General features: G+C 73.6%; 22 protein-coding genes. 16 read left to right on the top strand and 6 right to left on the bottom strand.

What is annotated here, in order from left to right:
* The 4 genes from ABZ570_RS02580 to ABZ570_RS02565 form a co-directional block, all read left to right on the top strand.
* A partial coding sequence (locus tag ABZ570_RS02580) for an oligopeptide/dipeptide ABC transporter ATP-binding protein (protein ID WP_358055962.1) occupies window positions 1-347 on the top strand: 347 nt, incomplete at its 5' end.
* Window positions 344-1,360: an ABC transporter permease gene (locus ABZ570_RS02575; protein WP_358055960.1), complete on the top strand. Its 1,017-nt coding sequence runs from the start codon at window positions 344-346 to the stop codon at window positions 1,358-1,360. The genes ABZ570_RS02580 and ABZ570_RS02575, both read left to right, overlap by 4 nt.
* Before the next feature lie 9 nt (window positions 1,361-1,369).
* On the top strand, window positions 1,370-2,356 hold the full coding sequence (locus ABZ570_RS02570) for an ABC transporter permease (protein WP_089005355.1): 987 nt from the start codon (window positions 1,370-1,372) through the stop codon (window positions 2,354-2,356).
* 100 nt (window positions 2,357-2,456) lie between these two features.
* A complete protein-coding gene (locus ABZ570_RS02565; protein WP_358055957.1) occupies window positions 2,457-4,199 on the top strand; it encodes an ABC transporter substrate-binding protein in 1,743 nt (580 codons plus the stop codon).
* Window positions 4,200-4,259: 60 nt separating this feature from the next.
* Here the strand turns inward: ABZ570_RS02565 and ABZ570_RS02560 are convergent, their stop codons facing one another.
* Window positions 4,260-6,404 carry a prolyl oligopeptidase family serine peptidase gene (locus ABZ570_RS02560; RefSeq protein WP_358055955.1) on the bottom strand — a complete coding sequence of 715 codons (2,145 nt, stop codon included), beginning with the start codon at window positions 6,402-6,404 and terminating at the stop codon, window positions 4,260-4,262.
* Window positions 6,405-6,490: 86 nt separating this feature from the next.
* Between ABZ570_RS02560 and mshB the strand changes: the two genes are divergently transcribed.
* The 3 genes from mshB (at window position 6,491) to ABZ570_RS02545 (ending at window position 8,808) form a co-directional block, all read left to right on the top strand.
* Entirely contained in the window at window positions 6,491-7,414 is a 924-nt protein-coding gene (gene mshB, locus ABZ570_RS02555) for an N-acetyl-1-D-myo-inositol-2-amino-2-deoxy-alpha-D-glucopyranoside deacetylase (RefSeq protein WP_358055953.1), read from the top strand.
* A gap of 17 nt (window positions 7,415-7,431) precedes the next feature.
* Window positions 7,432-7,899: a hypothetical protein gene (locus ABZ570_RS02550; protein ID WP_358055951.1), complete on the top strand. Its 468-nt coding sequence runs from the start codon at window positions 7,432-7,434 to the stop codon at window positions 7,897-7,899.
* 444 nt (window positions 7,900-8,343) lie between these two features.
* Complete coding sequence (locus tag ABZ570_RS02545; RefSeq protein WP_358055949.1) at window positions 8,344-8,808, top strand: hypothetical protein; 465 nt, start codon at window positions 8,344-8,346, stop codon at window positions 8,806-8,808.
* Window positions 8,809-8,829: 21 nt separating this feature from the next.
* Here ABZ570_RS02545 and ABZ570_RS02540 read toward each other — a convergent pair whose 3' ends face one another.
* A complete protein-coding gene (locus ABZ570_RS02540) occupies window positions 8,830-9,780 on the bottom strand; it encodes a GNAT family N-acetyltransferase (RefSeq protein ID WP_358055947.1) in 951 nt (316 codons plus the stop codon).
* Window positions 9,781-9,859: 79 nt separating this feature from the next.
* Between ABZ570_RS02540 and fdxA the strand changes: the two genes are divergently transcribed.
* Window positions 9,860-10,186: a ferredoxin gene (fdxA, locus tag ABZ570_RS02535; protein WP_089005361.1), complete on the top strand. Its 327-nt coding sequence runs from the start codon at window positions 9,860-9,862 to the stop codon at window positions 10,184-10,186.
* Window positions 10,183-11,292, top strand: a complete 1,110-nt coding sequence (dapC, locus tag ABZ570_RS02530) for a succinyldiaminopimelate transaminase (protein WP_358055984.1) — start codon at window positions 10,183-10,185, stop codon at window positions 11,290-11,292. The genes fdxA and dapC overlap by 4 nt, the downstream gene beginning before the upstream one ends.
* A gap of 108 nt (window positions 11,293-11,400) precedes the next feature.
* Here the strand turns inward: dapC and ABZ570_RS02525 are convergent, their stop codons facing one another.
* Window positions 11,401-13,242 carry a M48 family metallopeptidase gene (locus ABZ570_RS02525; RefSeq protein ID WP_358055945.1) on the bottom strand — a complete coding sequence of 614 codons (1,842 nt, stop codon included), beginning with the start codon at window positions 13,240-13,242 and terminating at the stop codon, window positions 11,401-11,403.
* 238 nt (window positions 13,243-13,480) lie between these two features.
* Here ABZ570_RS02525 and ABZ570_RS02520 point away from each other — a divergent pair, with 238 nt between their 5' ends.
* Genes ABZ570_RS02520 through ABZ570_RS02510 form a run of 3 tightly spaced genes read left to right on the top strand, consistent with a single transcriptional unit; the run spans window position 13,481 to window position 15,800 of the window.
* On the top strand, window positions 13,481-14,506 hold the full coding sequence (locus tag ABZ570_RS02520; RefSeq protein WP_358055943.1) for a prephenate dehydrogenase/arogenate dehydrogenase family protein: 1,026 nt from the start codon (window positions 13,481-13,483) through the stop codon (window positions 14,504-14,506).
* 5 nt (window positions 14,507-14,511) lie between these two features.
* Window positions 14,512-15,153: an SIMPL domain-containing protein gene (locus tag ABZ570_RS02515; protein WP_358055941.1), complete on the top strand. Its 642-nt coding sequence runs from the start codon at window positions 14,512-14,514 to the stop codon at window positions 15,151-15,153.
* Window positions 15,153-15,800 (top strand): nucleoside/nucleotide kinase family protein, encoded by a 648-nt coding sequence (locus tag ABZ570_RS02510; protein ID WP_358055939.1) that lies wholly within the window; start codon window positions 15,153-15,155, stop codon window positions 15,798-15,800. The genes ABZ570_RS02515 and ABZ570_RS02510 overlap by 1 nt, the downstream gene beginning before the upstream one ends.
* A gap of 52 nt (window positions 15,801-15,852) precedes the next feature.
* On the opposite strand, the gene ABZ570_RS02505 is transcribed toward ABZ570_RS02510, so the two are convergent.
* Together ABZ570_RS02505 and dapD are read right to left on the bottom strand one after the other, a co-directional pair.
* Window positions 15,853-16,419 carry a sugar O-acetyltransferase gene (locus ABZ570_RS02505; protein WP_358055937.1) on the bottom strand — a complete coding sequence of 189 codons (567 nt, stop codon included), beginning with the start codon at window positions 16,417-16,419 and terminating at the stop codon, window positions 15,853-15,855.
* A 52-nt stretch (window positions 16,420-16,471) separates the two neighbouring features.
* Window positions 16,472-17,431 carry a 2,3,4,5-tetrahydropyridine-2,6-dicarboxylate N-succinyltransferase gene (gene dapD, locus ABZ570_RS02500; protein WP_358055935.1) on the bottom strand — a complete coding sequence of 320 codons (960 nt, stop codon included), beginning with the start codon at window positions 17,429-17,431 and terminating at the stop codon, window positions 16,472-16,474.
* Window positions 17,432-17,455: 24 nt separating this feature from the next.
* On the opposite strand from dapD, the gene dapE reads away from it, so the two are divergent.
* On the top strand, window positions 17,456-18,526 hold the full coding sequence (dapE, locus tag ABZ570_RS02495; protein WP_358055933.1) for a succinyl-diaminopimelate desuccinylase: 1,071 nt from the start codon (window positions 17,456-17,458) through the stop codon (window positions 18,524-18,526).
* Window positions 18,527-18,591: 65 nt separating this feature from the next.
* Here the strand turns inward: dapE and ABZ570_RS02490 are convergent, their stop codons facing one another.
* Entirely contained in the window at window positions 18,592-18,753 is a 162-nt protein-coding gene (locus tag ABZ570_RS02490) for a hypothetical protein (protein WP_358055931.1), read from the bottom strand.
* A 155-nt stretch (window positions 18,754-18,908) separates the two neighbouring features.
* On the opposite strand from ABZ570_RS02490, the gene ABZ570_RS02485 reads away from it, so the two are divergent.
* The 3 genes from ABZ570_RS02485 to ABZ570_RS02475 all read left to right on the top strand — a co-directional run.
* A complete protein-coding gene (locus ABZ570_RS02485) occupies window positions 18,909-19,799 on the top strand; it encodes a TIGR00730 family Rossman fold protein (RefSeq protein WP_358055929.1) in 891 nt (296 codons plus the stop codon).
* A 3-nt stretch (window positions 19,800-19,802) separates the two neighbouring features.
* Window positions 19,803-20,348, top strand: coding sequence for a TIGR00730 family Rossman fold protein (locus tag ABZ570_RS02480; protein ID WP_358055927.1), 546 nt, complete (start codon window positions 19,803-19,805; stop codon window positions 20,346-20,348).
* Window positions 20,349-20,517: 169 nt separating this feature from the next.
* Window positions 20,518-24,107, top strand: a 3,590-nt coding sequence (locus tag ABZ570_RS02475) for an ATP-dependent DNA helicase (RefSeq protein ID WP_358055982.1), incomplete at its 3' end; no start/stop codon positions are given.

The following is a 24,107-nucleotide window of genomic DNA, read 5'->3' as shown; positions in this document are numbered from 1 at the left end:
GCCACTTCTGCCACCGCGTCGCCGTCATGTACCTCGGCAAGATCGTCGAGATCGGGGACCGGGCGAGCATCTACGAGCGTCCGCAGCACCCGTACACCCGGGCGCTGCTCTCCGCGGTGCCCGACGTGACGCAGACCGACACCTCCGGGCGGATCCGGCTGGTGGGTGACGTCCCGACCCCGCTCAACCCGCCGTCGGGCTGCCGGTTCCGGACCCGGTGCTGGAAGGCGCAGGAGCGCTGCGCCACCGAGGAGCCGGCGCTGGTGCCGCGGGACGGCGGGGCGCAGGCGGTCGCCTGCCACTTCCCGGAGTCCGGCGGTCATGACAGTGATGGGGGTACGCGATGAGCCTGTCACCGGTTGACGATGCGGCGCTGGCCGAGGCGGGGCCCCGGACACCCGGCGACGCGGTTCCGGAGGCAACGGCGAAGGAGTTCGTCGGCCGCTCGCCCGGGCAGCTCGCCTGGGCCCGGCTGCGGCGCGACCGTACCGCGATCATCAGCGGCGTGACGGTGGTGCTCTTCCTCGTCATCGCGCTCGCCGCGCCCCTCATCGAGCGGCTGTACGGGGTTGGGCCGTACCAGCAGTTCCAGGACCAGCTCGACGGGGCGGGCATGCCGCTCGGTTACGCAGGCGGGGTCTCCGGCGAGCACTGGTTCGGCCTGGAGCCGCAACTGGGCCGGGACATCTTCATCCGGCTGGTCTACGGGATCCGTACCTCGCTCTTCATCGCCTTCGCCGCCGCGATCATCACCGCGGGCACCGGCATCGTGCTGGGTGTCGTCGCCGGCTATCTGGGCGGCTGGGTGGACGCGGTGATCGGGTGGGTCATCGACTTCACGCTGGCCCTGCCGTACCTGATCTTCGCGCTGGCGGTGGTGCCGACCGTGGCGCTGCGCTTCTACGGCCCGCGGGACAATCCGCCGGACTGGTTCAAGATGGTGGTGATCATCGGTATCTTCGCGGCCTTCGGCTGGACGGCGACCGCCCGGTTGGTACGCGGCCAGGTGATCTCGCTGCGCGAGCGGGAGTTCGTCGAGGCGGCCCGGGCCAGCGGTGCGGGGCTGCTGCACATGGCGTTCCGGCAACTGCTGCCGAACATCTGGGCCCCGATCCTGGTCTCCTTCTCGCTGGCGCTGCCGGCGTACATCACCAGCGAGGCCGCGCTCTCCTTCCTCGGCGTGGGCATGGTCGACCCGACCCCTGACTTCGGTGCCATGATCTTCAAGAGCATCGACTTCATGCAGACCGATCCCGCGTACCTCTTCTTCCCCGGCGTCGCGATCTTCGTCCTCGTCTTCGCCTTCAACCTGTTCGGTGACGCGCTGCGTGACGCGCTCGACCCGAAGTCGTCCCGCTAGAGGTGTGACATGGTGCGATTCCTGATCAAACGCATCCTCACCGCGGTGCTGACCCTGACCGCGGTCAGCATCGTCGCGTTCCTGATGTTCTTCGCGCTCCCCGCCGACCCGGTCACCGGGATGTGCCCGAAGAACTGCAACACCGAGCGGCTGGAGCGGGTCCGCGAAGAGTTGGGCCTCAACGATCCCAAGCCCGAGCAGTACCTCAACTACATGAAGGGCATCTTCGTCGGCCGGGACCTGGGCAGCGCGCAGGGCGGACAGTGCGACGCGCCGTGCCTGGGCTACTCGTACGTCAACAGCGAGGCGGTCAGCGACACCTTCGCCCGCGTGCTGCCGGTGACCCTGAGCATCGTCATCCCGGCGGCGATCATCTGGCTCGTCCTCGGGATCGGTCTCGGCATGGTCTCCGCGTTACGCAAGGGCACTGTGCTGGACCGGCTGTCGGTCGGCTTCTCCCTCACCGGCGCCTCGCTGCAGCTCTACTTTGTGGGCGCGGTGCTGCAGCTCGTCTTCGTCTACACCCTGCACATTCTGCCGACGCCGGGTTACACCTCGATATTCGAGGATCCGCTCAAGTGGGCCGGCGGCCTCGTGCTGGCCTGGTGGTCGTTGGCCTTCCTCTTCTCCGCGGTCTACACCCGGCTGTCCCGGGCACAGATGCTGGAGACGCTGTCGGAGGACTTCGTCCGCACCGCCCGGGCGAAGGGGCTGGCCAAGGGGAAGGTGTACGGCCGGCACGCGCTGCGCGCGGCGATCACCCCGATGGTGACGATCGCCGGGCTTGATCTCGGATCGGCGTTGGGCGGCACGGTCATCACCGAGACCACGTTCGGCATCCGGGGTCTGGGGCGGACGGCGGTGGATGCCGTCCGGCTCGGTGACCTGCCGACCATCATGGCCACCGTGTTGATCTCCGCGTTCTTCATCGTGCTGGCGAACATCGTGGTGGACCTGCTCTACGCGGCGATCGATCCCCGCATCCGGCTCGGGTGATCGGGGGATTGTTGTCGGCCCGTTATTCGATTGAAATTTACCTTCACGGGCTATTAAGCGAAGCTTTCCTTCACATTGGAAGATCGGAAGGAACGGAATCATGAGAGCCAGAGTGGTCGCTGCCGCGGGCAGTGCCTTCGCCGTGGCGTTGGCACTGGGCGCGTGCAGCAAGAACACCGGCACCAAGACGGATGTGGACACCGAGCGGAAGACCACCGGGGTCATCGCGACCGACCCGAAGGACTCGCTCGGCCCGGCGCCCGAGGTGCCGGGGGCGGCGAAGGGTGGCACCTTCACCATCCTGCGGGAAACGCAGATCTCGCACCTGGATCCGCAGCGGGTCTACTCCTTTGCCGGGCTGATGGCTGCCCCGCTCTACGCCCGCTATCTGACCACGTGGAAGGACGACGGCAAGGGCAAGCTGACCCTGGTCGGCGACCTTGCCGAGACCCCGGGCACGAACGTCAACAAGGACTGCAAGGTCTGGGAATTCAAGATCAAGGACGGGCTGAAGTTCGAGGACGGCCGGCCGATCACCAGCAAGGAGATCGCGTACGGCATCGCCCGGTCGTTCAACCCCGACCTCACCGGCGGCCCGACCTACATTCAGGAGTGGCTGGCCGACAGCGCGCAGTACGACACCGTCTGGGACTTCAAGGCCAACAAGGGCTCGCTGCCCCCCGGGCTGACCACGCCGGACGACAAGACCCTGCGGTTCGAGTTCAAGACCGCGCACTGTGACCTGCCCTTCGCGGCTTCGCTGCCGGCCACCGCGCCCCTGCCGCCGGACAAGGACACCGGCGTCAACGTGGACAACCAGCCGTTCGCCTCCGGTCCGTACAAGATCACCAAGGTGGCCCCCGGCGTCGAGGTGGTGCTGGAGCGCAACGATCAGTGGGACGCCAAGACCGACCCGGTGCGCCACCAGTACCCGGACAAGTTCGTCTGGTCGTTCGGCACCACCCCGGACGCGCAGGCCAACCGGATGATCGCCGATAACGGCCCGGACCAGAGCGCGGTCGCCTTCAACACGGTGCCCGCCTCGCTGATCTCGCGCGTGCTCGGTGACGCGACGCTGAAGAGCCGTTCGCTGCTCTCGCCCACGCCGAGCGCCAACCGGCTCACCATCAACACGCAGCGGGTCACCGACCTCAAGGTGCGCCAGGCGCTCAACTACGCGATCGACCGGGACGGCCTGATCAAGGCGCTGGGCGGCGAGGCCGTCGCGTCGCCGCTGACCACGCTGCTGCCGCCGGCCACCCTCGGCTTCGAGAAGTACGACGCCTACCCGGCCGGCCCGAACGGCAACCCGGACAAGGCCAAGGAGCTGCTCGGCGGCAAGGAGGTGCCGCTGGTGCTCGCCGTGCGGGACGACGACCTGAACCAGCGGCTCGGTACCCAGCTCAAGAACAACCTGGAGAAGGCCGGCTTCAAGATCACGGTGAAGACGACCCCCGCGGACTCCTACCTGGACGACGTCAAGAACAAGAACAACGCGTGGGACATCTACCTCGACTCGTGGGCGGCTGACTGGCCCAGCGGCGCCGCGGTCCTGCCGGTGCTCTTCGACGGGCGCGGTATCAAGCCCGCGGGCAACAGCAACACGTCGTACGTCAACAACGACGCGATCAACGCCGAGTTCGACCGGGTGCTGGCCATGGACCCGGCCGCCCAGGCGCCCGAGTGGGCCAAGCTGGACAAGAAGATCATGGAGGAGGTCGCGCCGGCGGTCCCGCTCTACGTGGACGTGTCCTTCAACCTGCACGGCTCCAAGGCCGGCGGCGTCTTCATCGAGAGCATCTTCGGCAACGTGTCCTTCGTGAACGCGTTCGTCAAGCAGTAACGCTGCGAGTGCTGGGAAGGGCCCCTTCCTATCGCGTAAGCGATAGGAAGGGGCCCTTCCTTACAAGTTCCGGCGGAGGAAGTCGAGTTCCAGGCGGAGCAGGCGTTCGGCGATGCCCCCGGCGGCCATGTGGGTGGCCCCGGTGAGCGGCAGGACCGCGTGCGGGCGGCCGGCGGCCAGCAGCGCCGCCGAGAGCCGGAGCGTGTGCGCGGCCACCACGTTGTCGTCGACCAGCCCGTGCACGAGCAGCATCGGCCGGGCCTGCGCCGGGTCGCCGACCGGCTCAGCGGCCAGCTCGACCAGCGAGTGGTGGGCGTAGATGTCCATGCCGTCGTCGGGCAGGCCCAGGTAGCGCTCGCTGTACGCGGTGTCGTACAGCGTCCAGTCGGTGACCGGGGCGCCGACGATCGCGCACCGGAACAGCTCCGGGTGGCGCAGGACCGCCAGCCCGGCCAGCCAGCCGCCGAACGACCAGCCCCGCACGGCCACCCGGGCCAGGTCCAGGTCCGGGTGCTTGCCGGCGAGCGCGGTCAGCGCGTCCACCTGGTCGGTCAGGATCACGTCGGCCACCCGCCGGTGGATCGCCTTCTCGAACGACGGGGCGACGCCCGGGGTGCCCCGGTTGTCGATGGTCACCACCGCGAAGCCCTGCTCCGCCCACCACTGCCGTTCCAGCCAGGTCGCCCGGGCGGCGATCACCTCCTGGTGCCCCGGGCCGCCGTAGACGTCCAGCAGCACGGGCAGCTTCGTCCCCTTGACGTGCTCGGACGGATAGAGCACGGCGCTCGGCAACCGCCGGTCTGTCACCCGCACGATCATCGGTCGCGGCGCGTACGGCGGGGTCGCGGCCAGCGAGCGCAGCTCGCCCACCTCCCGGTCGCCGTGCCACACCGACCAGCGGGTGCCCGGGTGCTCCAGCGAAGCGGCGCCGACCACCAGCGTGGCGCCGCCGATCGCGGCGGTGTGCCAGCCCGGGTCACTGCCCATCCGGCGGGCGTCCACCCCGCCGCCGATCACCGTCCGGACCCGGTAGAGGTGCCGCTGGCTCGGCTCGCCCTCGCTCGCCTCCACCAGCAGGTCCGCCGGGCCGTTGCCGCCCCCGGGCAGCCGCCCCACCACCCGGCGTACGTACAGCGAGGGCGGGGTGAGCAGCGTCCCGTCGGCGAACAGGCACCGCGCGTCGTACCCGTCGTGGGCCAGCTCGCCGCCGACCAGCACCCGGCCGTCGGGCAGGTGCGCCGGGGTGCCGGGGATCGGCTCCACCCAGCGCGGGTCGGCCAGCTCCGCGTGCACCTGCGTCTCCCCCGTACGCGGGTCCACCGCGAGCACCAGGCCGTGCTGCTGCGACCGGCGCAGCACGGTGATCAGCGGCCCGCCGTCCGCCCAGCCGACGGAGGTCAGGTACGGGTAGGTCTCCCGGTCCCAGTGCACGTCGACCCAGCCGCCGTCGAGGTCCAGCAGATGCAGGCTGACCTCCGCGTTCGGCCCGCCCGCCCGGGGGTACGCGACGGTCGTCGGCGGGCTCGCCGGATCGGCCGGGTCGTGCAGGTGCCACTGCGGCAGCCGGGACTCGTCCACCCGGGCGGCCAGCACCGAGCGGCCGTCCGGGGCCCACCAGTAGCCGCGGTACCGCCCGAACTCCTCGGCCGCGATGTGCTCGGCGAGCCCCCAGGTCACCCCGCTGTCCTCGCCGGCGAGCAGGTTGTCGCTGCCGTCCGGCTCGACCACCCGCAGCTGGCCCCGGCGTACTCCCTCGGCGGCGTCCGTGACGTAGGCCAGCCGCTCCCCGCCGGGATCGGGACGCGGGTCGATCACCGGGCCGACGGTGGCCACCTCGACCACGTCGCCGTGCACCAGGTCGGCCCGGAACAACCGCCCGGCCAGCGCGAACGCGGCCACCCGTCCGGCCGTGTCCAGGGCGTACGAGCCGATGCCGCCGGCGCTGAGCCGCAGCCGCTCGCGCAGTGCCCGTTCGCCCGGCGCCAGCGTGGCCGGCTCGCCGTCGGAGCCGAGCAGCACCGCCGGGTCGGCGACCAGTCGCTCCGCGCCGGTGGCGACGTCCAGTAGCCAGAGCGCGTCGACCGGGTCCTCCGGTCCCGACGAGCGCAGGAAGATCACCCGGGAGCCGTCGTCCGCGACGGCGACGGCGCGCGGCGCCCCGTGGCTGAACCGACGGGTACGGGCGGCCAGCTCGGGATAGTCCACGTTTCGGATCGTAGAGGCGTGCCGGGCGTGATGTGGCCGACCTGCGCGGACGCGTAAGCATCGCCGGGGCAGGACCGCCGGTTAGAGTGACGCCCGTGACGACGCTGCCAGACCGACGCCTCCTGCTGGTCCACGCGCACCCCGACGACGAGTCCATCGGCACCGGCTCGACGATGGCGCACTACGCCGCCACCGGCGCCCACGTCACCCTGGTGACCTGCACGCTCGGCGAGGAGGGCGAGATCCACGTGCCGGCGCTGGCCCAGCTCGCCGCGGCCGAGGCCGACCAGCTCGGGGGGTACCGGATCGGCGAGCTGGCCGCCGCCTGCGCCGCGCTCGGCGTCGCCGACCACCGGTTCCTCGGTGGCGCGGGCCGCTACCGGGACTCCGGCATGATGGGCCTGGCCACCAACGAGCACCCCCGAGCCTTCTGGCAGGCGGACCTCGACGAGGCCGCCGGGCACCTGCTGGAGATCATGCGCGAGGTCCGCCCGCAGGTCATGATCACGTACGACGCCAACGGCTTCTACGGCCACCCCGACCACATCCAGGCGCACCGGGTCGCGATGCGCGCGCACGAGCTGGCCACCGCCGAGGGGATCGCCCCGGCGAAGGTCTACTGGACCGCGATGCCGCGCGGCGTGCTGGAGGCCGGCCTGGATGCGTTCACCGAGTCCTCGGACAATCCGTTCGCCGGCATCGAGAGCGTCGACGAGCTGCCGTTCGGCACGCCCGACCCGGAGATCGCCGCGCGGATCGACGCCACCGATCAGCACGCCGCCAAGGAGGCGGCGATGCGGGCGCACGCCACCCAGATCCCGGCCACCTCCTGGCTCTACTCGATCGCCGGCAACTTCGGCGCCGAGTTCATGGGCGTGGAGTACTTCACCCTCGCGGTCGGCGAGAAGGGGCCGGGCAGCGGCCCGTACGGCTGGGAGGACGACCTCTTCGCCGGGCTGTCGCTGGACGGACCGGACCGGTCCCCGGTCGCGGCGGCCGGCCTCCGGTGACGCTGCCGGCCGCACCGATGCCGGTCGCATCCGAGCCCCCGCCCGCCGAGCCGTCCGCGCCGTCGGGATGGTCCGAGACCCCGCTGCGGGTCGTCGGCGGGGTCGTGGCGTGCTGGGCGGGCCTGCTCGCCGCGGTGCTGGACCTGCTCTTCGCCACCTGGGCCTGGGAGGTGGTCAAGGGATGGCCCGGCGGCCCGGTCAAGGGGGTGGTCGGCACCTCCCTGGCGGTGGGTGGCATCGCCGCGGTGGTGGTGCTGACGGTCCTGCTGGCCCGGTTCGCGCACATCGCGGTCGGTACCCGCTGGGCCGTGGCGCTGCCCGCACTGCCGTGGTTTGTGGTGATTGTCGCGGGCGGCGTCCGGACCGCCGAGGGTGACCTCGCGCTGACCGGTGACAACCTGCTCGGCCTCGGCATGATGGTGGCGGGCGCGATCACCTTCGCGGTGCTGGGTTTCCGGCAGCTCGTGGCGCCGCCCGTCCGCTGAGGCCAGCACGTCCGGCGGGCCGGGCTCGGGCCGCCGGTTGGTGACGCTCGGTGATTCCAGCTCAGGGTGCGGGCGGGGCCGTCGCCGCCTTTGCTCTGCAGCCATCGGCGCAGCAGTAACGGATCGTGATCCTGGCCTCCACTGGTCTGCGGCCACGATCGCGAAGAATGCCCAGCTCAAAGTGGTGCTGCGCCTATGGCTGCAGAGCAAAGCGGCCGAGAGGGCAGGCCGGCCGGGACGAGGGTGCCTACGCTGAGTTGCCAATGGTGGCCCGTTGCGGAGCGTGGTCGGCGCGATGGCCGGAGCGGCTGACGCGACCGGCGGGGCTGCCTGGTGCTCACAAGCATCCAGGTGCAGCGGTGCAGACGGCGCACAGGTCGCGGTGGTAGATATTCCTGCCAGGAAGCCCGCCGCGGGGGCGGGCGTTACGGCGGGAGGCGTGCGATGAGGGAGCGGTGGCGCGCGGTCGGCGTGCTGGCGGCGGCGCTGTTCGTGGTCAACGTGGTGGCCCGGCTGGTCATCAAGTTCGGTTTCCCGGATGACGACACCGCCAACGGCCGCGTCTCGCTGGCGATGTTCCTGGCGATCGGGCTGATCCTCGCCGTGCTGGCCTTCCGCTGGGGCACCAACCGGCCGGGGGGCCGCCTGGCCGCCGACCTGGCCGCCGCGGTCGGCGTGGCACTGGCGTTGACCCTGTTCATCGGCCCGCTGTTGGTCGGCAAGAGCCCGTTCGCCGATGGCGCCGGGACGTTCTTCGCCCAGATCTGGCTCTACCTGGCGGCCACCGCGGCCGGCGTGCTGGTGGGCTACCTGACCCTCACCGCGCTCGGCCGGGACTACCGCTCGCAGCAGCTCAAGCGGTTCGCCGAACTGAAGGTGGCCAAGCCGCGCAAGGTGGTCCGCCGCTGATCCTGGCCCCGCCCCGGCTGGTCAGGCCGGGGCGACCCGGGTCAGGTAGGTGTGGTGGGTGGTGAAGCCGAGCCCCCGGTAGAGGGCGACGGCGGGAGCGTTGTGCTGCTCGACCTGGAGGAAGGCGTGCGTGGCGCCCTCCGCGCCACCCCAGTCGGCCAGCGCCCGGATCACCTGGCCGGCCAGCCCCTGCCGGCGTGCCTCGGGCCGTACCTCGAGCAGCGTCAGGCCGAGCCACCGCCGCCCGCCGGTGACCGTGCCCCGTCCCACCGCGAGCAGCCGGCCGTCGGCGTACACGTGGGCGAACCGGACCCGGTCCACGGCGGTGAGCACGTGCCGGGCGGCGTCCGGCAGGCCGCCCTTGCGCCCGGCGGTGATCGCCAGCCACTCCTCCGTCGGCCCGCTGGTCAGCGTGACCGGCGGCAGGCCGGCACGGCCGGGCGGCAGCGCGGCCAGCGGGAGGGTCTGCACCAGCACCGGCGGCCGGGCGGCCCAGCCGCGCGCGTCCAACTCGGCGCCGACCGGGGCGGCCAGCGGCAGCGGCGTGTTCACCAGGGCCGGCTGCCGGTGGTCGGCGTACCAGCGTTCCACCGCGTCCACCGCGGCGGGCAGCGGACGGTCCGGGTCGCCGATCGGCAGCGCCGAGTTCGCCCGGCCGGTCCAGCCCGCCGCGCTGCGCAGCAGCCAGTCGCCGAGCCGGCCGCGGACCGGGGCGGGCCACGCCTCGTCGGCGGCCAGCTCCAGCTCGATCACGGCGGCGGCGGTTGGCCGGCGGGCCGGCGGCACGCGTTTCGCCCGGTGCACCTCGCCGACCGGGACGCGCAGCCGGCCCTGGTCGGTGGCGAGCGTGATATGGGTCTCGCTCAGCTCGACCAACTCGCCGAGAGCGTCGGAGAAGAGCGCTCTGCCTTCGCGAATACCCACAATCCGGCGGACCACGATCCGGTGGCCCACGTCCTGCTGTCGGAGCACGATCGACCTCCTCCCCGGCGAGATACTAGGCTCTTACCGTCGCAGGTGATCGCGACGAGTCTTGCGGAGGAGAAGACCGGTGACCTACATCATCGCCGAGCCGTGCGTGGACGTGCTCGACAAGGCATGCATCGAGGAGTGCCCGGTCGACTGCATCTACGAGGGCAATCGGATGCTCTACATCCACCCCGACGAGTGCGTCGACTGTGGTGCCTGTGAGCCGGTCTGCCCGGTGGAAGCGATCTTCTACGAGGACGACGTCCCGGAGCAGTGGAAGGACTACACCGGGGCGAACTACGAGTTCTTCGAGGATCTCGGCTCGCCCGGCGGCGCTTCCAAGATCGGCAAGGTGGAGAAGGACGCGTCGTTCGTGGCCGCCCAGCCGCCGCGCGGAGAAGGCCACTGAACCGGCCCGCGCCGGTTTCGTCGCGGCTGCCCGACTTCACCTGGGACACCCTGGACGCCGCGGCTGCGACGGCCGCGGCGCACCCGGACGGTCTCATCAACCTCTCGATGGGCACGCCGGTCGACCCGGTACCCCCGCTGATCCGGCAGGCCCTCGCGGACGCGTCGGACGCTCCCGGCTACCCGCTGACCGCCGGCACTCCCGCGCTGCGGGACGCCATCGCCGCCTGGGTGGCCCGGGCGTGCGGCGCGGGCGTCGACGGGCTCGGCGTGCTGCCCACGATCGGGTCCAAGGAACTGGTCGCCTGGCTGCCCACGCTGCTCGGCGTCGGCCCTGGCGACGTGGTCGTGGTGCCGTCGCTCGCCTACCCGACGTACGAGGACGGGGCCCGGCTGGCCGGTGCCACGACGGTACGCACCGACTCGCTGACCGCGGTCGGCCCCACCCCCCGGGTACGCCTGGTCTGGGTCAACTCGCCCGGCAACCCGACCGGGCGGGTGCTGCCCGCCACCCATCTGCGTAAGGTGGTCGACTGGGCGCGGGAGCGCGGCGCGGTGGTCGCCAGCGACGAGTGCTACCTCCCGCTGGGCTGGGACGCCGAGCCGCTCTCGATCCTGTCGCCCGAGGTCTGCGGCGGGTCGTACGAGGGTGTGCTGGCGGTGCACTCGCTCTCCAAGCGCTCCAACCTGGCCGGCTACCGGGCGGGGTTCGTGGCCGGCGATCCGGCGCTGGTGGCCGAGCTGCTCAAGATCCGTAAGCACGCCGGCATGATCGTGCCCGCTCCGGTCCAGGCGGCGATGGTGGCCGCGCTGGGCGACCAGGCGCACGCCGACGCGCAGCGGGAGCGCTATCGGGCCCGGCGCGAGCGGCTGCGCGCCGCGTTCACCGGCGCCGGTTTCACCGTCGAGCACTCCGAGGCCGGCCTCTACCTCTGGCTGACCCGGGGCGAGGACTGCTGGGACACCGTCGACTGGCTGGCCCGGCGGGGCGTCCTGGTCGCCGCCGGGATCTTCTACGGCCCGGCCGGTGCCCGGCACGTCCGGGCGGCGCTGACCGAGTCCGACGAGCACGTCGCGGCCGTCGCCGATCGGCTCGCGCGGCCCTGATCGTCGCCCGGCGGCCGCCGCATCGGTTGCTCAGCCGTCGCCGATCGGCTCGCGCGGCCCTGATCGTCGCCCGGCGGCCGGCCCGGTCGGGCCGACCGCCGCGCCGAGTCAGTCGTTGATCCGCTCGAACACCCGCAGCAGGGTGTCCCGGCTGTGCTTCTCCAGGAACTCGCTGGACATCAGCTCCTGCACCTGCACGGTCCGGCCGTCGTACAGGGTCAGCGTCGCCTTCAGCGGCACCTCCCGCGTCACCTCGACCGAGGTGATCTCCTCGTACGGCAGGTAGGGGTGCCGGCTGGCCAGCTCGCCCACCGGCACCGCGCCGACCAGCGCCGTGAGCCGCTTCTCGCCCTCGCTGGACTTGCCGGGGTCGGGGATCAGGACCAGGCCGTTGTCCAGCACCAGCACGTCGTGCTCGCGGCCGTCGATCTTGATGTTGGCGAGCCCGCCGATCAGGTCGGCGTTGCGTGCGGACGCGCGGGCCTGCACCACCGTCGCCTGCGCCGCGTCGACCCCCAGCTCGGCGAGGCGGGCCAGCGACTCGTCCAGGGTCTCCGGCGACACGGCCAGCTTGGCGATCTCGGCCAGGTCCCACCGCTCGCCGTCCGCGCCGACCAGCTGAGCCGGCCCCGACCAGGAGAGCTGCCAACGCGCCCGGCCCGAGCGGACCGCCGCGTTGTCGAGCAGCGTCTCCATCGGCCCGCCGAAGGCGACCGCCGCCTCCTTCCGGGTGGCGTTGGGGAAGAACTGCTCGGCGAACTCACCGAGTCGGCCGGCGCGGACCAGGTCCAGCACCGTGGGCAGGCCCGTGGTCGCGGTGCCGGTGAACCGGCCGGCCGCCCGGTAGATGCTGTCCGACCGCTGCTGCACCGCGGCGGCCACCGACTCGGCGACGAACTCGGGCCAGGGCAGGATCCGGCGCGAGCCGTGCTCGACCACCAGGCCCTGCAGCTGCCGCCCGGCGTCCGCCACGTCGGCGAGCATGATCCGGGCCGGTCGGTCGTCCGGCCGCGCCTCCGCCGCCGGTGCCTCGCCCATCGCGGCGACCCGTACGCCGATCGGGGGGTGGGTGTCCCAGCGGGACGCCCCCCGCTCCGGCGCGTTCTCGCGCAGCTCGTCGATCTCGGCGCGGCGGGCCTCGAGCAGTTGGGCGAAGCCGCCGAACAGGTCCTCCGGCGCGAGCCCGGCCGACCAGCCCGGCTCGACGTACCGGTCCATGTAGAACGCCCAGGCCGCGTCGAGCGCGGGCAGCGTACGCAGCGCGGACGTCGCGGCCTCGTGGCCGGCCAGTCGCACCGACGACCGGTCGGCCTCCAGCTCCTGCCGTCGCGACGCCGCGTTGTCGACCAGCAGGTAGAGCTTCGCGTAGCCCTTGAAGACCCACCCGATCGGGTTGCGCGGGCTGATCCGCTCGATGGTGCCCTCGATGGCCAGCCGGCCCCGGTAGGCGACCCCGCCGAGCCGGGTGTGCCGGCCCGAGTAGTGGCCCAGCTCGTGCGCGAGCACCGAGCGGAGCTGGTCGACCCGCATCGCCTGGAGCAGCGGCAGTCCGACGTAGAGGGTGCGCCGGCCGCCGACCAGGCCGAGCAGCCGACTCTGCTCGCCGACCGCCGCGTTCACCTCCGGCACCAGCCGGATCTCGTCGGGCGCGCGGGTGCCGACCGCGGCGGCCAGCTCCCGTACGGTGGCCCAGAGCTGCGGCGCCTCCCGCTCGCCCAGGATCAGGCCGGGCGCCGGCTCGTTCTTCGTACGGATCGCCTTCCAGAGCCCCACAGCGACCGCGCCGAGCGCGACCACCAGCGGGAGCAGCAGCTTGCCGGTCACCACGCCGCTGGTGTAGCTGAACAGCCACACGCCCAGCGCGCCGACGGCGGCCAGCTGGAGCAGTGCGACGACGTAGAAACCGATCAACATGACCACCGAGGCGAGCGCCCGGTACGTCGCGGACATGTCCTTCCCTTTCCCCGTGACAAATGCCCGCCGTCGATGCCGGGCGGGCCGCCGGGGGACCGTACGACGTGAACGCCGCTCGGACAACCCCCGGATGATTCCGGCGACCCTCCGTGGAGGTCCGACTACCGAAAGGGCGCGGTGACCGAGGGTCGGCGCTGAGGATGGGGCGATATCCTCGGCGGGACTTCCAGCGGGGCCGACCCGGCCCTGTACGACGGGACGCCGAGGTGGGCCGATGACGGGCGGGGCCGGCGGGTTGGTGCGGGCGGCGGTGGTCGGCACCGGCCTGATCGGTGGATCCGTGCTGCTCCGGCTCCGGGACGCCGGGCTCGACGTCGCCGGTTGGGATCCGGACCCGGCGACCCGTCGGTACGCCGCCGAGCGGGGTGTCGCCGCCCCCGACGTCCTCGAGGAGGCGGTCGCCGGCCGGGACGTGGTCTTCCTCGGCGGTCCCCTGCCCACCCTGGCCACGACGTTGACCCAGGTGGCCGGTGCCACCGACGACCGGTGCGTGCTCACCGACGTCGGCAGCATCAAGGCGGACGTGGCCACCGTCGCCATCGCCCAGGGGATCGGGCACCGGTTCGTGCCCGGCCACCCGATGGCCGGCGCCGACCGGGCCGGCCTCGCCGCCGCCGACCCGAACCTGTTCGAGGGGGCGGCCTGGGTGCTCTGCCCGGCGCCGACCGGGATGGCCGCGTTCCGCCGGCTCGCCGCGCTGCTCATCGACGTCTTTCACGCCCGGGTGGTGCCGATGTCCGCGCCGGAGCACGACACCGCCGCGGCGCTCGCCTCACACGTGCCGCACCTGCTCGCGGGCGGGCTGGCCGGGGCCGTGCAGCGGGCGCCGCTGCGCGACGCGGTGCTCGCGCTCGCCGCGGGGAGCTTCACCGACGGCACGCGGGTGGCCGGCGGCCCGCCCACCCGGACGGCGAACATGCTGCTCGGCAACCGGGACCGGGTGCTGGCCGAGCTGGACGTGGTCCGAAGCTTCCTCGACGAGCTCGCCGAGGCCCTGGGAGCCGGGGACGCCGAGGCGCTCACCGCTCGGCTCGAGGAGGCCCGGGCGGCCCGGTCCGCGCTGGGCCACCGCTCGTACACCACCCACCGGCGGGAGTTTCCGGCCGCCGCCGAACACGCGGGGGAGCTGGCCTACCTGCGGGAGCTGGGGGCGGCCGGTGGGCACCTCAGCGGCTGCCGGGTCGAGGCGGAGGCGGTCAGTTACACGGCGCACCTGCCGGCCGGGCCGACACTAGGGTGAGGAACATGGCGAACGTGCCTGTGGTGGCGGTACGCGGCGAGGCGTACCGGGAGGTGGCCCCCGAGCTGGCCCGGTTCACCGTCACCGCGTCCGCCCGGGACCGGGACCGGGAGACCACGCTGACCCGGTTGGCCGAGCGGGCCGCCGCCGTCCGGGTGCTGCTGGACTCGGCCGGGCCGGCCGTGGAGCGGCGGGAGACCGGCCAGCTCCGGGTCTGGCCGGAGACGAAGCGGTCGGGTGAGCGGGTGGTGGCGTACCACGGCAGCGTCACCACGACCGTCACGGTCGTCGACTTCACCGCGCTCGGCGAGCTGATGCTCCGCCTGGCCGACCAGGACCAGGTCGAGGTGGCCGGCCCCTGGTGGTCGCTGCGGCCGGACAGCCCGGCCTACCGGGAGGCGCGGCACGCCGCGATCGCGGACGCCGTGGCCCGCGCCCGGGAGTACGCGGAGGCGCTCGGCGCCCGCGTCACCGCCCTGCTGGAGCTGGCCGACACCGGCCTGGCCGCCGCCCCGCCGATGCTGGCGAAGGCGGCCTTCGCGCGGGCCGGCGGCGCCGCACCCGAGCTGGAGCTGGACCCGCAGCCGCAGCCGGTGCAGGCGTCGGTCGAGGCCCGGTTCACCATCAGCGAGCCGGTACTCGGCTGATGCCGTCGGCGCAGGTGCTCTCGCTCGGCGACCTGCTGGACCGGGCGCGGGCCCTGGCCGGCGCGGGCCCGCGACAGCTGCTCGGCATCGCCGGCGCGCCCGGCGCGGGCAAGTCCACCCTGGCCGAGCGGATCGTCGCCGAGGTCGGTCCGGCCGCCCGGCTGGTGCCGATGGACGGCTTCCACCTGGCCCAGGCAGAGCTGGTCCGGCTGGGCCGGGCGGACCGCAAGGGTGCCCCGGACACGTTCGACGCCAACGGCTTCGTGTCCGTGCTGCGTCGGCTGCACCGGCTGGAACCGACATCGGTGTGGGCGCCGGTGTTCCGGCGCGACCTGGAGGAGCCGGTGGCCGGGGCGATCGAGGTGCCGCCCGAGGTCCGGCTGGTGGTGACCGAGGGCAACTACCTGCTGCTGCGCGACGACCCGTGGGAGGAGGTGCGCTCCCTGCTGCACCAGGCCTGGTTCCTCGACCTGGACGCCGAGCTGCGGCTGCGCCGGCTGACCGCCCGGCACGAGGCGTACGGGAAGACCCCGGAGCAGGCGCGCGCCTGGGCGCTGGGCAGCGACGAGGCGAACGCCGCCCGGGTCGCCGGCACCGCCGCCCGGGCCGACCTGGTGGTCCGGCTAGCCGACCCCCTGCCGGGGTGACGGCCCGGCCCGGTGGAGCAGCCGGGCCACCGCCGCCCGTTCGCGGAGCAGCTCAGGTGGTCTGCTCCAGGCTGCGTACCGGTCGAGCGGGGTTACCCACCGCCACCACATTGGGCGGCAGGTCCCGCGTCACCACGGCGCCCGCGCCGACCACGGTGTTCTCGCCGATGGTGACGCCGGCCAGCACGATGACCCCGCCGCCGAGCCAGACGTTGTCGCCGATGGTGATCGGTCTGGCCGACTCCCACTTGGCCCGCCGGGCCTCCGGCTCGATCGGATGGGTCGCCGTGAGGAGTTGCACGTTCGGTCCGATCTGGACGTCGGCGCCGATGGTGATCCGGGCGACGTCGAGGAAGACCGCGTTGAAGTTGACGAAGGTGCGCGGCCCGATGTGGGTCTGCCAGCCGTAGTCGCAGTGGAACGGTGGCCGCACCCAGGTGTCCGCACCGAGCGAGCCGAGCAGTTCGCGCAGCACGGCGAGCCGGGCCTGCGGGTCGGCGGCCGGGCCGGTGTTGAAGCGCTCGGTGAGCCGGGCCGCCCGGTCCAGGTCGGCGACGATCTCCGGGTCGTCGGCGAGGTACGGCTCGCCGGCCAGCATGCGTTCCTTCATGGTGCTCATCGGGAGATCCTGCCTGGTCGGGGCGCCGGGCCGGCCGGCTTTGCCGGGCCGGTCAGTCGTTGGCGTGCAGGGCCGCGTTCAGCTCGATGCCCCGGCCGGTCCGCGGCTTCGCCTCCAGCGCGCCGGTGACCGAGTTGCGCCAGAAGAGCAGGCCGTCGACGCCGGAGAGCTCGCGGGCCTTGACCACCCGGCCGTCCGGCAGGGTGATCTTCGACGCGGCGGTGATGTAGCAGCCGGCCTCCACCACGCAGTCGTCGCCGAGCGAGATGCCCACCCCGGCGTTCGCGCCGACCAGGCTCCGCTCGCCGACGCGTACCCGCTCGGTGCCGCCGCCGGAAAGGGTGCCCATGATAGAGGCGCCGCCGCCGATGTCGGAGCCGTCACCGACCACCACGCCCTGCACGATCCGGCCCTCGACCATCGAGGTGCCCAGCGTGCCGGCGTTGAAGTTGACGAAGCCCTCGTGCATCACGGTGGTGCCCGGAGCCAGGTGGGCGCCGAGCCGGACCCGGTCCGCGTCGGCGATCCGTACGCCGGAGGGGACCACGTAGTCGCTCATCCGAGGGAACTTGTCCACCCCGTAGACGGCGAGGTGGCGGCCGGCGGCGCGCTCGATGACGCGCAGCTCGTCCACCCGCTCCGGGGGGCACGGCCCGGCCGAGGTCCAGGCCACGTTGGCGAGCTTGCCGAAGATGCCGTCGAGGTTGAGCTCGTTGGGCCGGACCAGCCGGTGGGAGAGCAGGTGCAACCGGAGGTACGCGTCGGCGGCGTCCTTGATCGGGTCGTCCAGCGAGCCGATCACGGTGACCACCTCGACCGTACGCAGGCCGGGCAGCGCCCGCTCGCCGATCGCGCCGGGCGGCAGGTCGAGCACGTCAGCCTGGTCCTCGCCCGGGACCAGGGGCAGCTCGCCGAGTCCCAGCTTGCCGGTCGGGTACCAGGTGTCGAGCACCAGGTCGTCAGCGGTGATCGTGGCCAGGCCGATGCCCCAGGCAGACTGTGCGGTCGTCACGCTGCTGACGGTACCGTGCCAACCATGCAGAACCCGTTGACCCCCGAGGTCTTGGCAGATCCGGTGGCGCTGACCCGCGCCCTGGTCGACATCGAGTCCGTCTCCCTCAACGAGAAGGCGATCGCCGACTGCGTCGAGGAGGTGCTGCGGGGCGTGCCGCACCTGACCACGTTCCGGCACGGCAACACGGTGATGGCGCGTACCGACCTGGGCCGGGCGCAGCGGGTGGTGCTCGCGGGCCACCTGGACACCGTCCCGCTCAACAACAACTTCCCGTCGACCATGCGCGGCGACCTGATGTACGGCTGCGGCACCTCCGACATGAAGTCCGGCGTGGCCTTCGCGCTGCACCTGGCGGTGACCCTGCCCGACCCGCGCTACGACGTCACGTACCTCTTCTACGAGGCCGAGGAGATCGAGTCGAAGTACAACGGGCTGACGCTCGTCTCCGAGGCCCACCCGGAGTGGCTCGAGGCCGACTTCGCGGTGCTGCTGGAACCGACCTACGGAATCGTCGAGGCCGGCTGCCAGGGCACCATGCGGGCGGTCGTGTCGACCACCGGCGTACGGGCCCACTCGGCGCGTTCCTGGCACGGCGTGAACGCCGTTCACGCGGCCGGGGAGGTGCTGCGCCGGCTGACGGCGTACGAGGCGCGGCGGGTCACCATCGACGGCTGCGACTACCGCGAGGGCATGAACGCGGTCGGCATCCACGGCGGGGTCGCCGGCAACGTGGTGCCGGACCGGTGCGAGATCGAGGTCAACTACCGCTTCGCCCCGGACCGTACGCCGGAGCAGGCCGAGGCGCATCTGCGCGAGGTCTTCGCCGGCTTCGAGCTGGCGGTGACCGACCTGGCGGCCGGCGCCCTCCCCGGCCTGACCGCCGAGCCGGCCCGGGAGTTCCTGGCCGCGGTGGGGGCGGCCCCGATCGGCAAGCTGGGCTGGACCGACGTGGCCCGGTTCGCGGCCATGGGCATTCCGGCGCTGAACTTCGGCCCGGGCGATCCGAACCTGGCCCACCACCCGGACGAGCACGTCGAGCTGACCAAGATCAGGGACGGCGCGGCCACCCTGCACCGATGGCTCGCCAGCTGAGCCCCGATACGTGACCGGGGGCCCGCGTCCGTGACGCGGACCCCCGGAAGCCGGGCCGGCGAGGCTCAGGCGGAGGTGCTCAGGGAGCCGTCCGGCTCGGCGGACTCGCCGGTGAGGTCGACGTGGTGGGCTTCCATCATGCGGGCGCGGCGGCGCTCGGCCACCACGTCGCGGATCCGCCGCTGCATCTGCCGCCGGATCCGGATCATCTCGGTGTTGCTGATCAACGCAGGCTCCTCCCCCGAAGGCGCGCGACGGGGCATACCCCGTATGTGAATACTAAGACGTCCGGGCGACCGAATTGGTTGCCCAAGATCGCCAGGAATTTCTCCGGCTCGCCGGCCTCCGCACCTGGCCGCGACGCCTCCACTACGGTGGCCCCATGAGCCACAGCAACGGGCGGCAGTCCGGCCCCGGCCGGCGCGGGGAACGGCACCGGGGTGCCGTCACACTGCGCAATCGGGCCATTCCGACCAGCACCGCCGACCAGCGGCTGCTGGACTCCAGGGGCCGCGGCGACTGGAAGACCAAGGACGCCTGGCGGGCGCTGCGCATCCTGTCGGAGTTCGTGGAGGGCTTCGACACCCTGGCCGACCTGCCGCCCGCGGTCAGCGTCTTCGGCTCGGCCCGGAGCAAGCCCGAGAGCCCCGAGTGCCGGATGGCCGAGGAGCTGGGTGCCGCGCTGGCGCGGGCCGGATATGCGGTGATCACCGGCGGCGGCCCCGGCGTGATGGAGGCGGCCAACCGGGGCGCCAGCGAGGCGGGCGGGCTCTCCGTCGGGCTCGGCATCGAGCTGCCGTTCGAGCAGGGCATCAACGACTGGGTCGACCTGGCCATCGACTTCCGCTACTTCTTCGCCCGCAAGACCATGTTCGTCAAGTACGCCCAGGCGTTCGTCGTGCTGCCCGGTGGCTTCGGCACCATGGACGAGCTGTTCGAGGCGCTCACCCTGGTGCAGACCGGCAAGGTCACCCGCTTCCCGGTGGTCCTGATGGGACTCGACTACTGGCGGGGCCTGATCGACTGGCTGCGGGACAGCATGGCCGGCGAGGGCAAGATCGGCCCGAACGACCTGGAGCTGATCTGCCTCACCGACGACGTCGACGAGGCGGTCCGGCACATCGTGGAGGCCGAGGCGGTGCTCTCCGCCGAGCAGGAGGCGATCCGGGAGGAGGCGGTCGCCCGCGCCGCCGCCGACCAGCAGGCCGCCGAGGCCGCCGGCGAGGGGCCGGGCCCCGAGCGGTCCGGGCCGCGCCCGGCGGGACAGGCCTGACCGGTGGCCGCGATCTGCGTGTTCTGCGCGTCCTCCCGTACGCTCGAGCAGCGCTGGCTGGACCTGGCGACGGAGACCGGCGCGGAGCTGGCCCGGCGCGGGCACACCCTGGTCAGCGGTGGGGGCTGCGTCGGCATGATGGGCGCGGTGGCGGACGGCGCCCGGGCCGCCGGTGGCCGGACCCTCGGGGTGATCCCGCAGGCCCTGGTCGACCTGGAGGTCGCCGACCTGGCCGCCGACGAGCTGCTGGTCACCGACGGGATGGCCAGCCGCAAGACGCTGATGATCGAGAAGTCGGACGCCTTCATCACCCTGCCCGGCGGGCTCGGCACCCTCGACGAGCTGTTCGAGGTGTGGACCACCGCGACCCTGGCCATGCACGCCAAGCCCATGGTGCTGGTCGACGCGGACGGCTTCTACCGGCCCCTGCTGGACTGGCTGGGCAGCCTCGCCGACCGCCACTTCCTCAAACCGGCGGGCCTCGACCTCCTCCTGGTCGCCGACACCGTCCCGCAGGCCCTGACCCTCCTCGAACCCCACCTCACCTGACCCCCACCCACCCCCGCCCCGCCCCCGTGATGTCGATCATGAGGTTGACGGCGAAGTCGATCTCCGTGGGTGCCGCCAACCTCATGATCACGCGGAACAGGCGGGTGGGGGAGGAGCGGGGGGTGTCGTAGGGGCGTGGTGGGATGAGGTCGTGCAGGCGTACCGGTTGGTGCGCCGGCCCGGTGGGGCGGCGACGGGGGTCGGCCGCCACAGCGGGGCGGGGCAGGGGGGTGGTCGGTCCGGTGGGCCGGCCGGCGCGGAGCCGCGATCCGGGGGGTCGTCGGGCGATGGCGCGCACCCGCCGTCACGTCGGCCCGACCCGGTGCAGGCCGAGGTCGTCGCGCACACCGACGGCCCGATGCTGGTCGTCGGCGGCCCCGGCACCGGCAAGACCAGCACCCTGGTCGAGGCGGTCGCCGCGCGGGTGGCCGAGGGCGTCGACCCGGAGCGCGTCCTGGTGCTCACCTTCGGCCGGCGTGGCGCCACGGACCTGCGCCACCGGATCGAGGCGCGGATCGCCGACACCGGCGAGCTTCACGAGAGCGGGCGGGTGGCCAGCGGTCCGCCCGGGGGGACGAGCAGCACCGCTGCCCGGCGCACCCCGGTGGTCCGCGAGCCGCTGGTGCGGACCTTCCCGGCGTACGCGTTCGGCCTGCTCCGCCGGGCCGCCGCCGAGCGGGGCGAGCCGTCGCCCCGGCTGCTCACCGGCCCCGAGCAGGATCTGATCATCCGCGAGCTGCTCGACGTGGTCGGCGAGGAGCCGGGGGAGGACCCGGTCGGCTGGCCGGAGGACCTGCGCCCCGCGCTGCGGACGCGGGCGTTCGCGCAGCAGCTCCGCGACCTGCTGATGCGTGCCGCCGAGCGGGGCGTCGGCCCGGTCGAGCTGGCCCGGTTGGGCGAGAAGCTGGGCCGCGCCGACTGGCCGGCCGCCGCTCGGTTCCTGCGGGAGTACGTCGCCGTCCTCGCGCTGCGCGACGTCAGCAACCGCGGCTCGATCGCGTACGACCCGGCCGAGCTGGTCCGGGCCGCCACCGGCATGCTGCTCGACGACCCCGAGCTGCTGGCGGCCGAGCGCCGCCGGCTGGCCCACGTCTACGTCGACGAGCTGGCCGACACCGACCCCGCCCAGCTCGACCTGCTCGCCGTCATCGCCGGCGGGGGCAAGCCCCTGGTCGCCTTCGCCGACCCGGATTCCTCCACGTACGCCTTCCGGGGCGCCGACCCGGCCGGCGTGGCCACCTTCCCGCACCGGTTCCGCACCGCCTCCGGGGCACCGGCCGCACAGGTCGTGCTGACCACGTCGTACCGGGCCGGCCCGGAGCTGCTGGCGGCGACCGCCCGGCTGGCCCGCCGGCTGCGCGGCCCGGCGGCCCACCGGCGGCTGCGCCCGTCGCCCGACGCGGCGCCCGGCACGGTCGAGGTCCGCACCTTCCGCTCGGCGACCAGCGAGTCCGCCTGGCTGGCCCACGCCCTGCGCGAGGCGCATCTGCTCGACGGGGTGCCCTGGTCGCGGATGGCGGTGCTGGTCCGCTCCACCGGCCGGCAGCTGCCGTCGTTGCGGCGCGCCCTGCACACCGCCGGGGTGCCGACCGTGGTGCACGGCGAGGACCTCCCGCTGCACCTCCAGCCCGGGGTGGCCCCGCTGCTGCTCCTGCTCCGCTGTGCCCTCGAACCGGACCGGCTGGACGAGGAGGCCGCGGTCGCCCTGCTGCACTCGCCGCTGGGCGGCGCCGACCCGCTCGCCGAGCGGCGGCTGCGCCAGGGACTGCGGGCGCTCGCGCTGGCCGCCGGTGACCGCCGCCCGTCCGGCGAGCTGATCGTCGAGGCGCTGCGCGACCCGGCCGAGCTGGCCACCATCGAGCGGCGCTGGGCGGCCCCCGCCCAGGCGGTGGCCCGCCTGCTGGCGACCGCCCGGCAGGCCGCGGCCACCCCGGGGGCCACGGCCGAGGAGGTGCTCTGGGCGGTGTGGCGCGAGAGTGGCCTGGCCGAGCGCTGGGCCGGGGCGATCACCCGGGGGCGGGCGGCCACCGGGGAGCACGAGACCGCCCAGCGCTGGCGGGCCGAGGCCGCCGACCGCGACCTCGACGCGGTGCTGGTCCTCTTCGACGCGGCGGCCCGGTTCACCGACCGGCTGCCCGGCGCGCGTACCGAGGTCTTCCTCGACCATGTGCTGGGTCAGGACCTGCCGGCGGACACCCTGGCCGCCAGCGCCGACCGGGGCGACGCGGTACGCCTGCTCACCGCGCACGCCGCCAAGGGCCTGGAGTGGGACCTGGTCGCAATCGCCGGGGTGCAGGAGGGCGTCTGGCCGGACCTGCGGCTGCGCGGCAGCCTGCTCGGCTCCGAGCGGCTGGTCGACGTGCTCGCCGGCCGGGCCGACGACACGGGCGTCCGGGCCAGCCTGGTCGGGCAGACCTCGGCGCTGCTCGACGAGGAGCGCCGACTGTTCCACGTCGCGGTCAGCCGGGCCCGGCACCGGCTGCTGGTCACCGCGGTCGCCTCGGCGGCGGTCGGCGGCGACGACCACGAGGAGCAGCCCAGCCGCTTCCTGCACGAGCTGGGCGCCGGTGAACCGCCCGCGACGGGTGGCGGCGCGGCCCCGGCCGGCCCGGATCCGGCACCCCGGCCGACCGGTCCGGCAGCCGCCCGCCCCGGGGAGGGCGCGACGCCGGGCCGGCGTCGGCAAGACCGCCCTCGCCCTGACGGGCCGGTGCCCACCGTGGACGAGGATCCGCAGGACGCGCCGCCCGCCGCCCTCCCGGTCACCCTGCCGCCGCGCGGGCTCACCCTGTCCGCGCTGGTCGCGGAGCTGCGTACCGCGGTGGTCGACCCGGCGGCGCCGCCCAGCCGGCGGCACGCGGCGGCGGCCGAGCTGGCCCGGCTGGCCGCCGCCGGGGTGCCCGGCGCGCACCCGGACGACTGGTGGGGGCTGCGCGGCCTCTCCGACGACCGGCCGCTGGTGGACGAGGGCGAGTCGGTCCGGGTCACCCCGTCGGCGATGGAGAGCGCGCTCCGGTGCAGCCTGCGCTGGCTGCTGGAACGGCACGGCGGCAGCCCGCCGGCCAGCACCGCGCAGGGGGTCGGCAACCTGGTGCACGCCGCCGCCATGCTCGCCGAGGACGCCAGCGTCGACCGGGCCACCCTGCTGGAGTACGTGGCCGCCCGGTTCGACGCGATCGAGTTGGCCGCCCGCTGGATGGTCGGCCCGGAACGCACGCGCGCCGAGGCCATGGTGGACAAGCTGCTGCGCTGGCTGGCCGGCAACCCGCGCCGGTTGCTGGCCATCGAGCACGAGTTCGCGGTACGCCTCGACGATTCGCACCGGCCGGTCGAGCTGGCCGGGCGGGTGGACCGGCTGGAGGTGGACGCCGAGGGCCGGCTCGTGGTGATCGACCTGAAGACCGGCAAGTCGACCGCGGTCACCGAGCGGGAGGTGGCCGAGCATCCGCAGCTCGGGGCGTACCAGGCGGCCGTGGAGGCGGGGGCGTTCGCCGAGTTCGGCGACGAGTCCGGGGGTGCCGCGCTGGTGCAGCTCGGCACGTCGGCCAAGGACGCGAAGGAGCAGACCCAGGCCGCCGCCGGGGAGGGGCCGGAGGCCGGCTGGGCGACCGCGCTGGTCCGGCGTACCGCGGATACGATGGCCGCGGCCACCTTCGCCGCGGTCGCCAACTCGAAGTGCCGGGTCTGCCCGGTCCGGACGAGCTGCCCCGTGTCCGGTCAGGGGCGCCAGGTCGTCGAGCCAGCCCCGGAGCACCCGTA

The sequence above is a fragment of the Micromonospora sp. NPDC007271 genome (assembly GCF_040634005.1).
Taxonomy (GTDB): Bacteria; Actinomycetota; Actinomycetes; order Mycobacteriales; family Micromonosporaceae; genus Micromonospora.
This window is presented reverse-complemented; position numbering and strand designations above follow the sequence as displayed.

What these genes read in the sequence shown, in the direction of transcription:
- ABZ570_RS02505 (WP_358055937.1), bottom strand. Translation starts at nt 16,419, where the DNA reads ATGAGCACCATGAAGGAACGCATGCTGGCCGGCGAGCCGTACCTCGCC.
- ABZ570_RS02545 (WP_358055949.1), top strand. Translation starts at nt 8,344, where the DNA reads ATGAGGGAGCGGTGGCGCGCGGTCGGCGTGCTGGCGGCGGCGCTGTTC.
- dapE (WP_358055933.1), top strand. Translation starts at nt 17,456, where the DNA reads ATGCAGAACCCGTTGACCCCCGAGGTCTTGGCAGATCCGGTGGCGCTG.
- ABZ570_RS02575 (WP_358055960.1), top strand. Translation starts at nt 344, where the DNA reads ATGAGCCTGTCACCGGTTGACGATGCGGCGCTGGCCGAGGCGGGGCCC.
- ABZ570_RS02550 (WP_358055951.1), top strand. Translation starts at nt 7,432, where the DNA reads ATGCCGGTCGCATCCGAGCCCCCGCCCGCCGAGCCGTCCGCGCCGTCG.
- ABZ570_RS02515 (WP_358055941.1), top strand. Translation starts at nt 14,512, where the DNA reads ATGGCGAACGTGCCTGTGGTGGCGGTACGCGGCGAGGCGTACCGGGAG.
- ABZ570_RS02520 (WP_358055943.1), top strand. Translation starts at nt 13,481, where the DNA reads ATGACGGGCGGGGCCGGCGGGTTGGTGCGGGCGGCGGTGGTCGGCACC.
- ABZ570_RS02565 (WP_358055957.1), top strand. Translation starts at nt 2,457, where the DNA reads ATGAGAGCCAGAGTGGTCGCTGCCGCGGGCAGTGCCTTCGCCGTGGCG.
- ABZ570_RS02485 (WP_358055929.1), top strand. Translation starts at nt 18,909, where the DNA reads ATGAGCCACAGCAACGGGCGGCAGTCCGGCCCCGGCCGGCGCGGGGAA.
- ABZ570_RS02525 (WP_358055945.1), bottom strand. Translation starts at nt 13,242, where the DNA reads ATGTCCGCGACGTACCGGGCGCTCGCCTCGGTGGTCATGTTGATCGGT.
- ABZ570_RS02510 (WP_358055939.1), top strand. Translation starts at nt 15,153, where the DNA reads ATGCCGTCGGCGCAGGTGCTCTCGCTCGGCGACCTGCTGGACCGGGCG.
- ABZ570_RS02570 (WP_089005355.1), top strand. Translation starts at nt 1,370, where the DNA reads ATGGTGCGATTCCTGATCAAACGCATCCTCACCGCGGTGCTGACCCTG.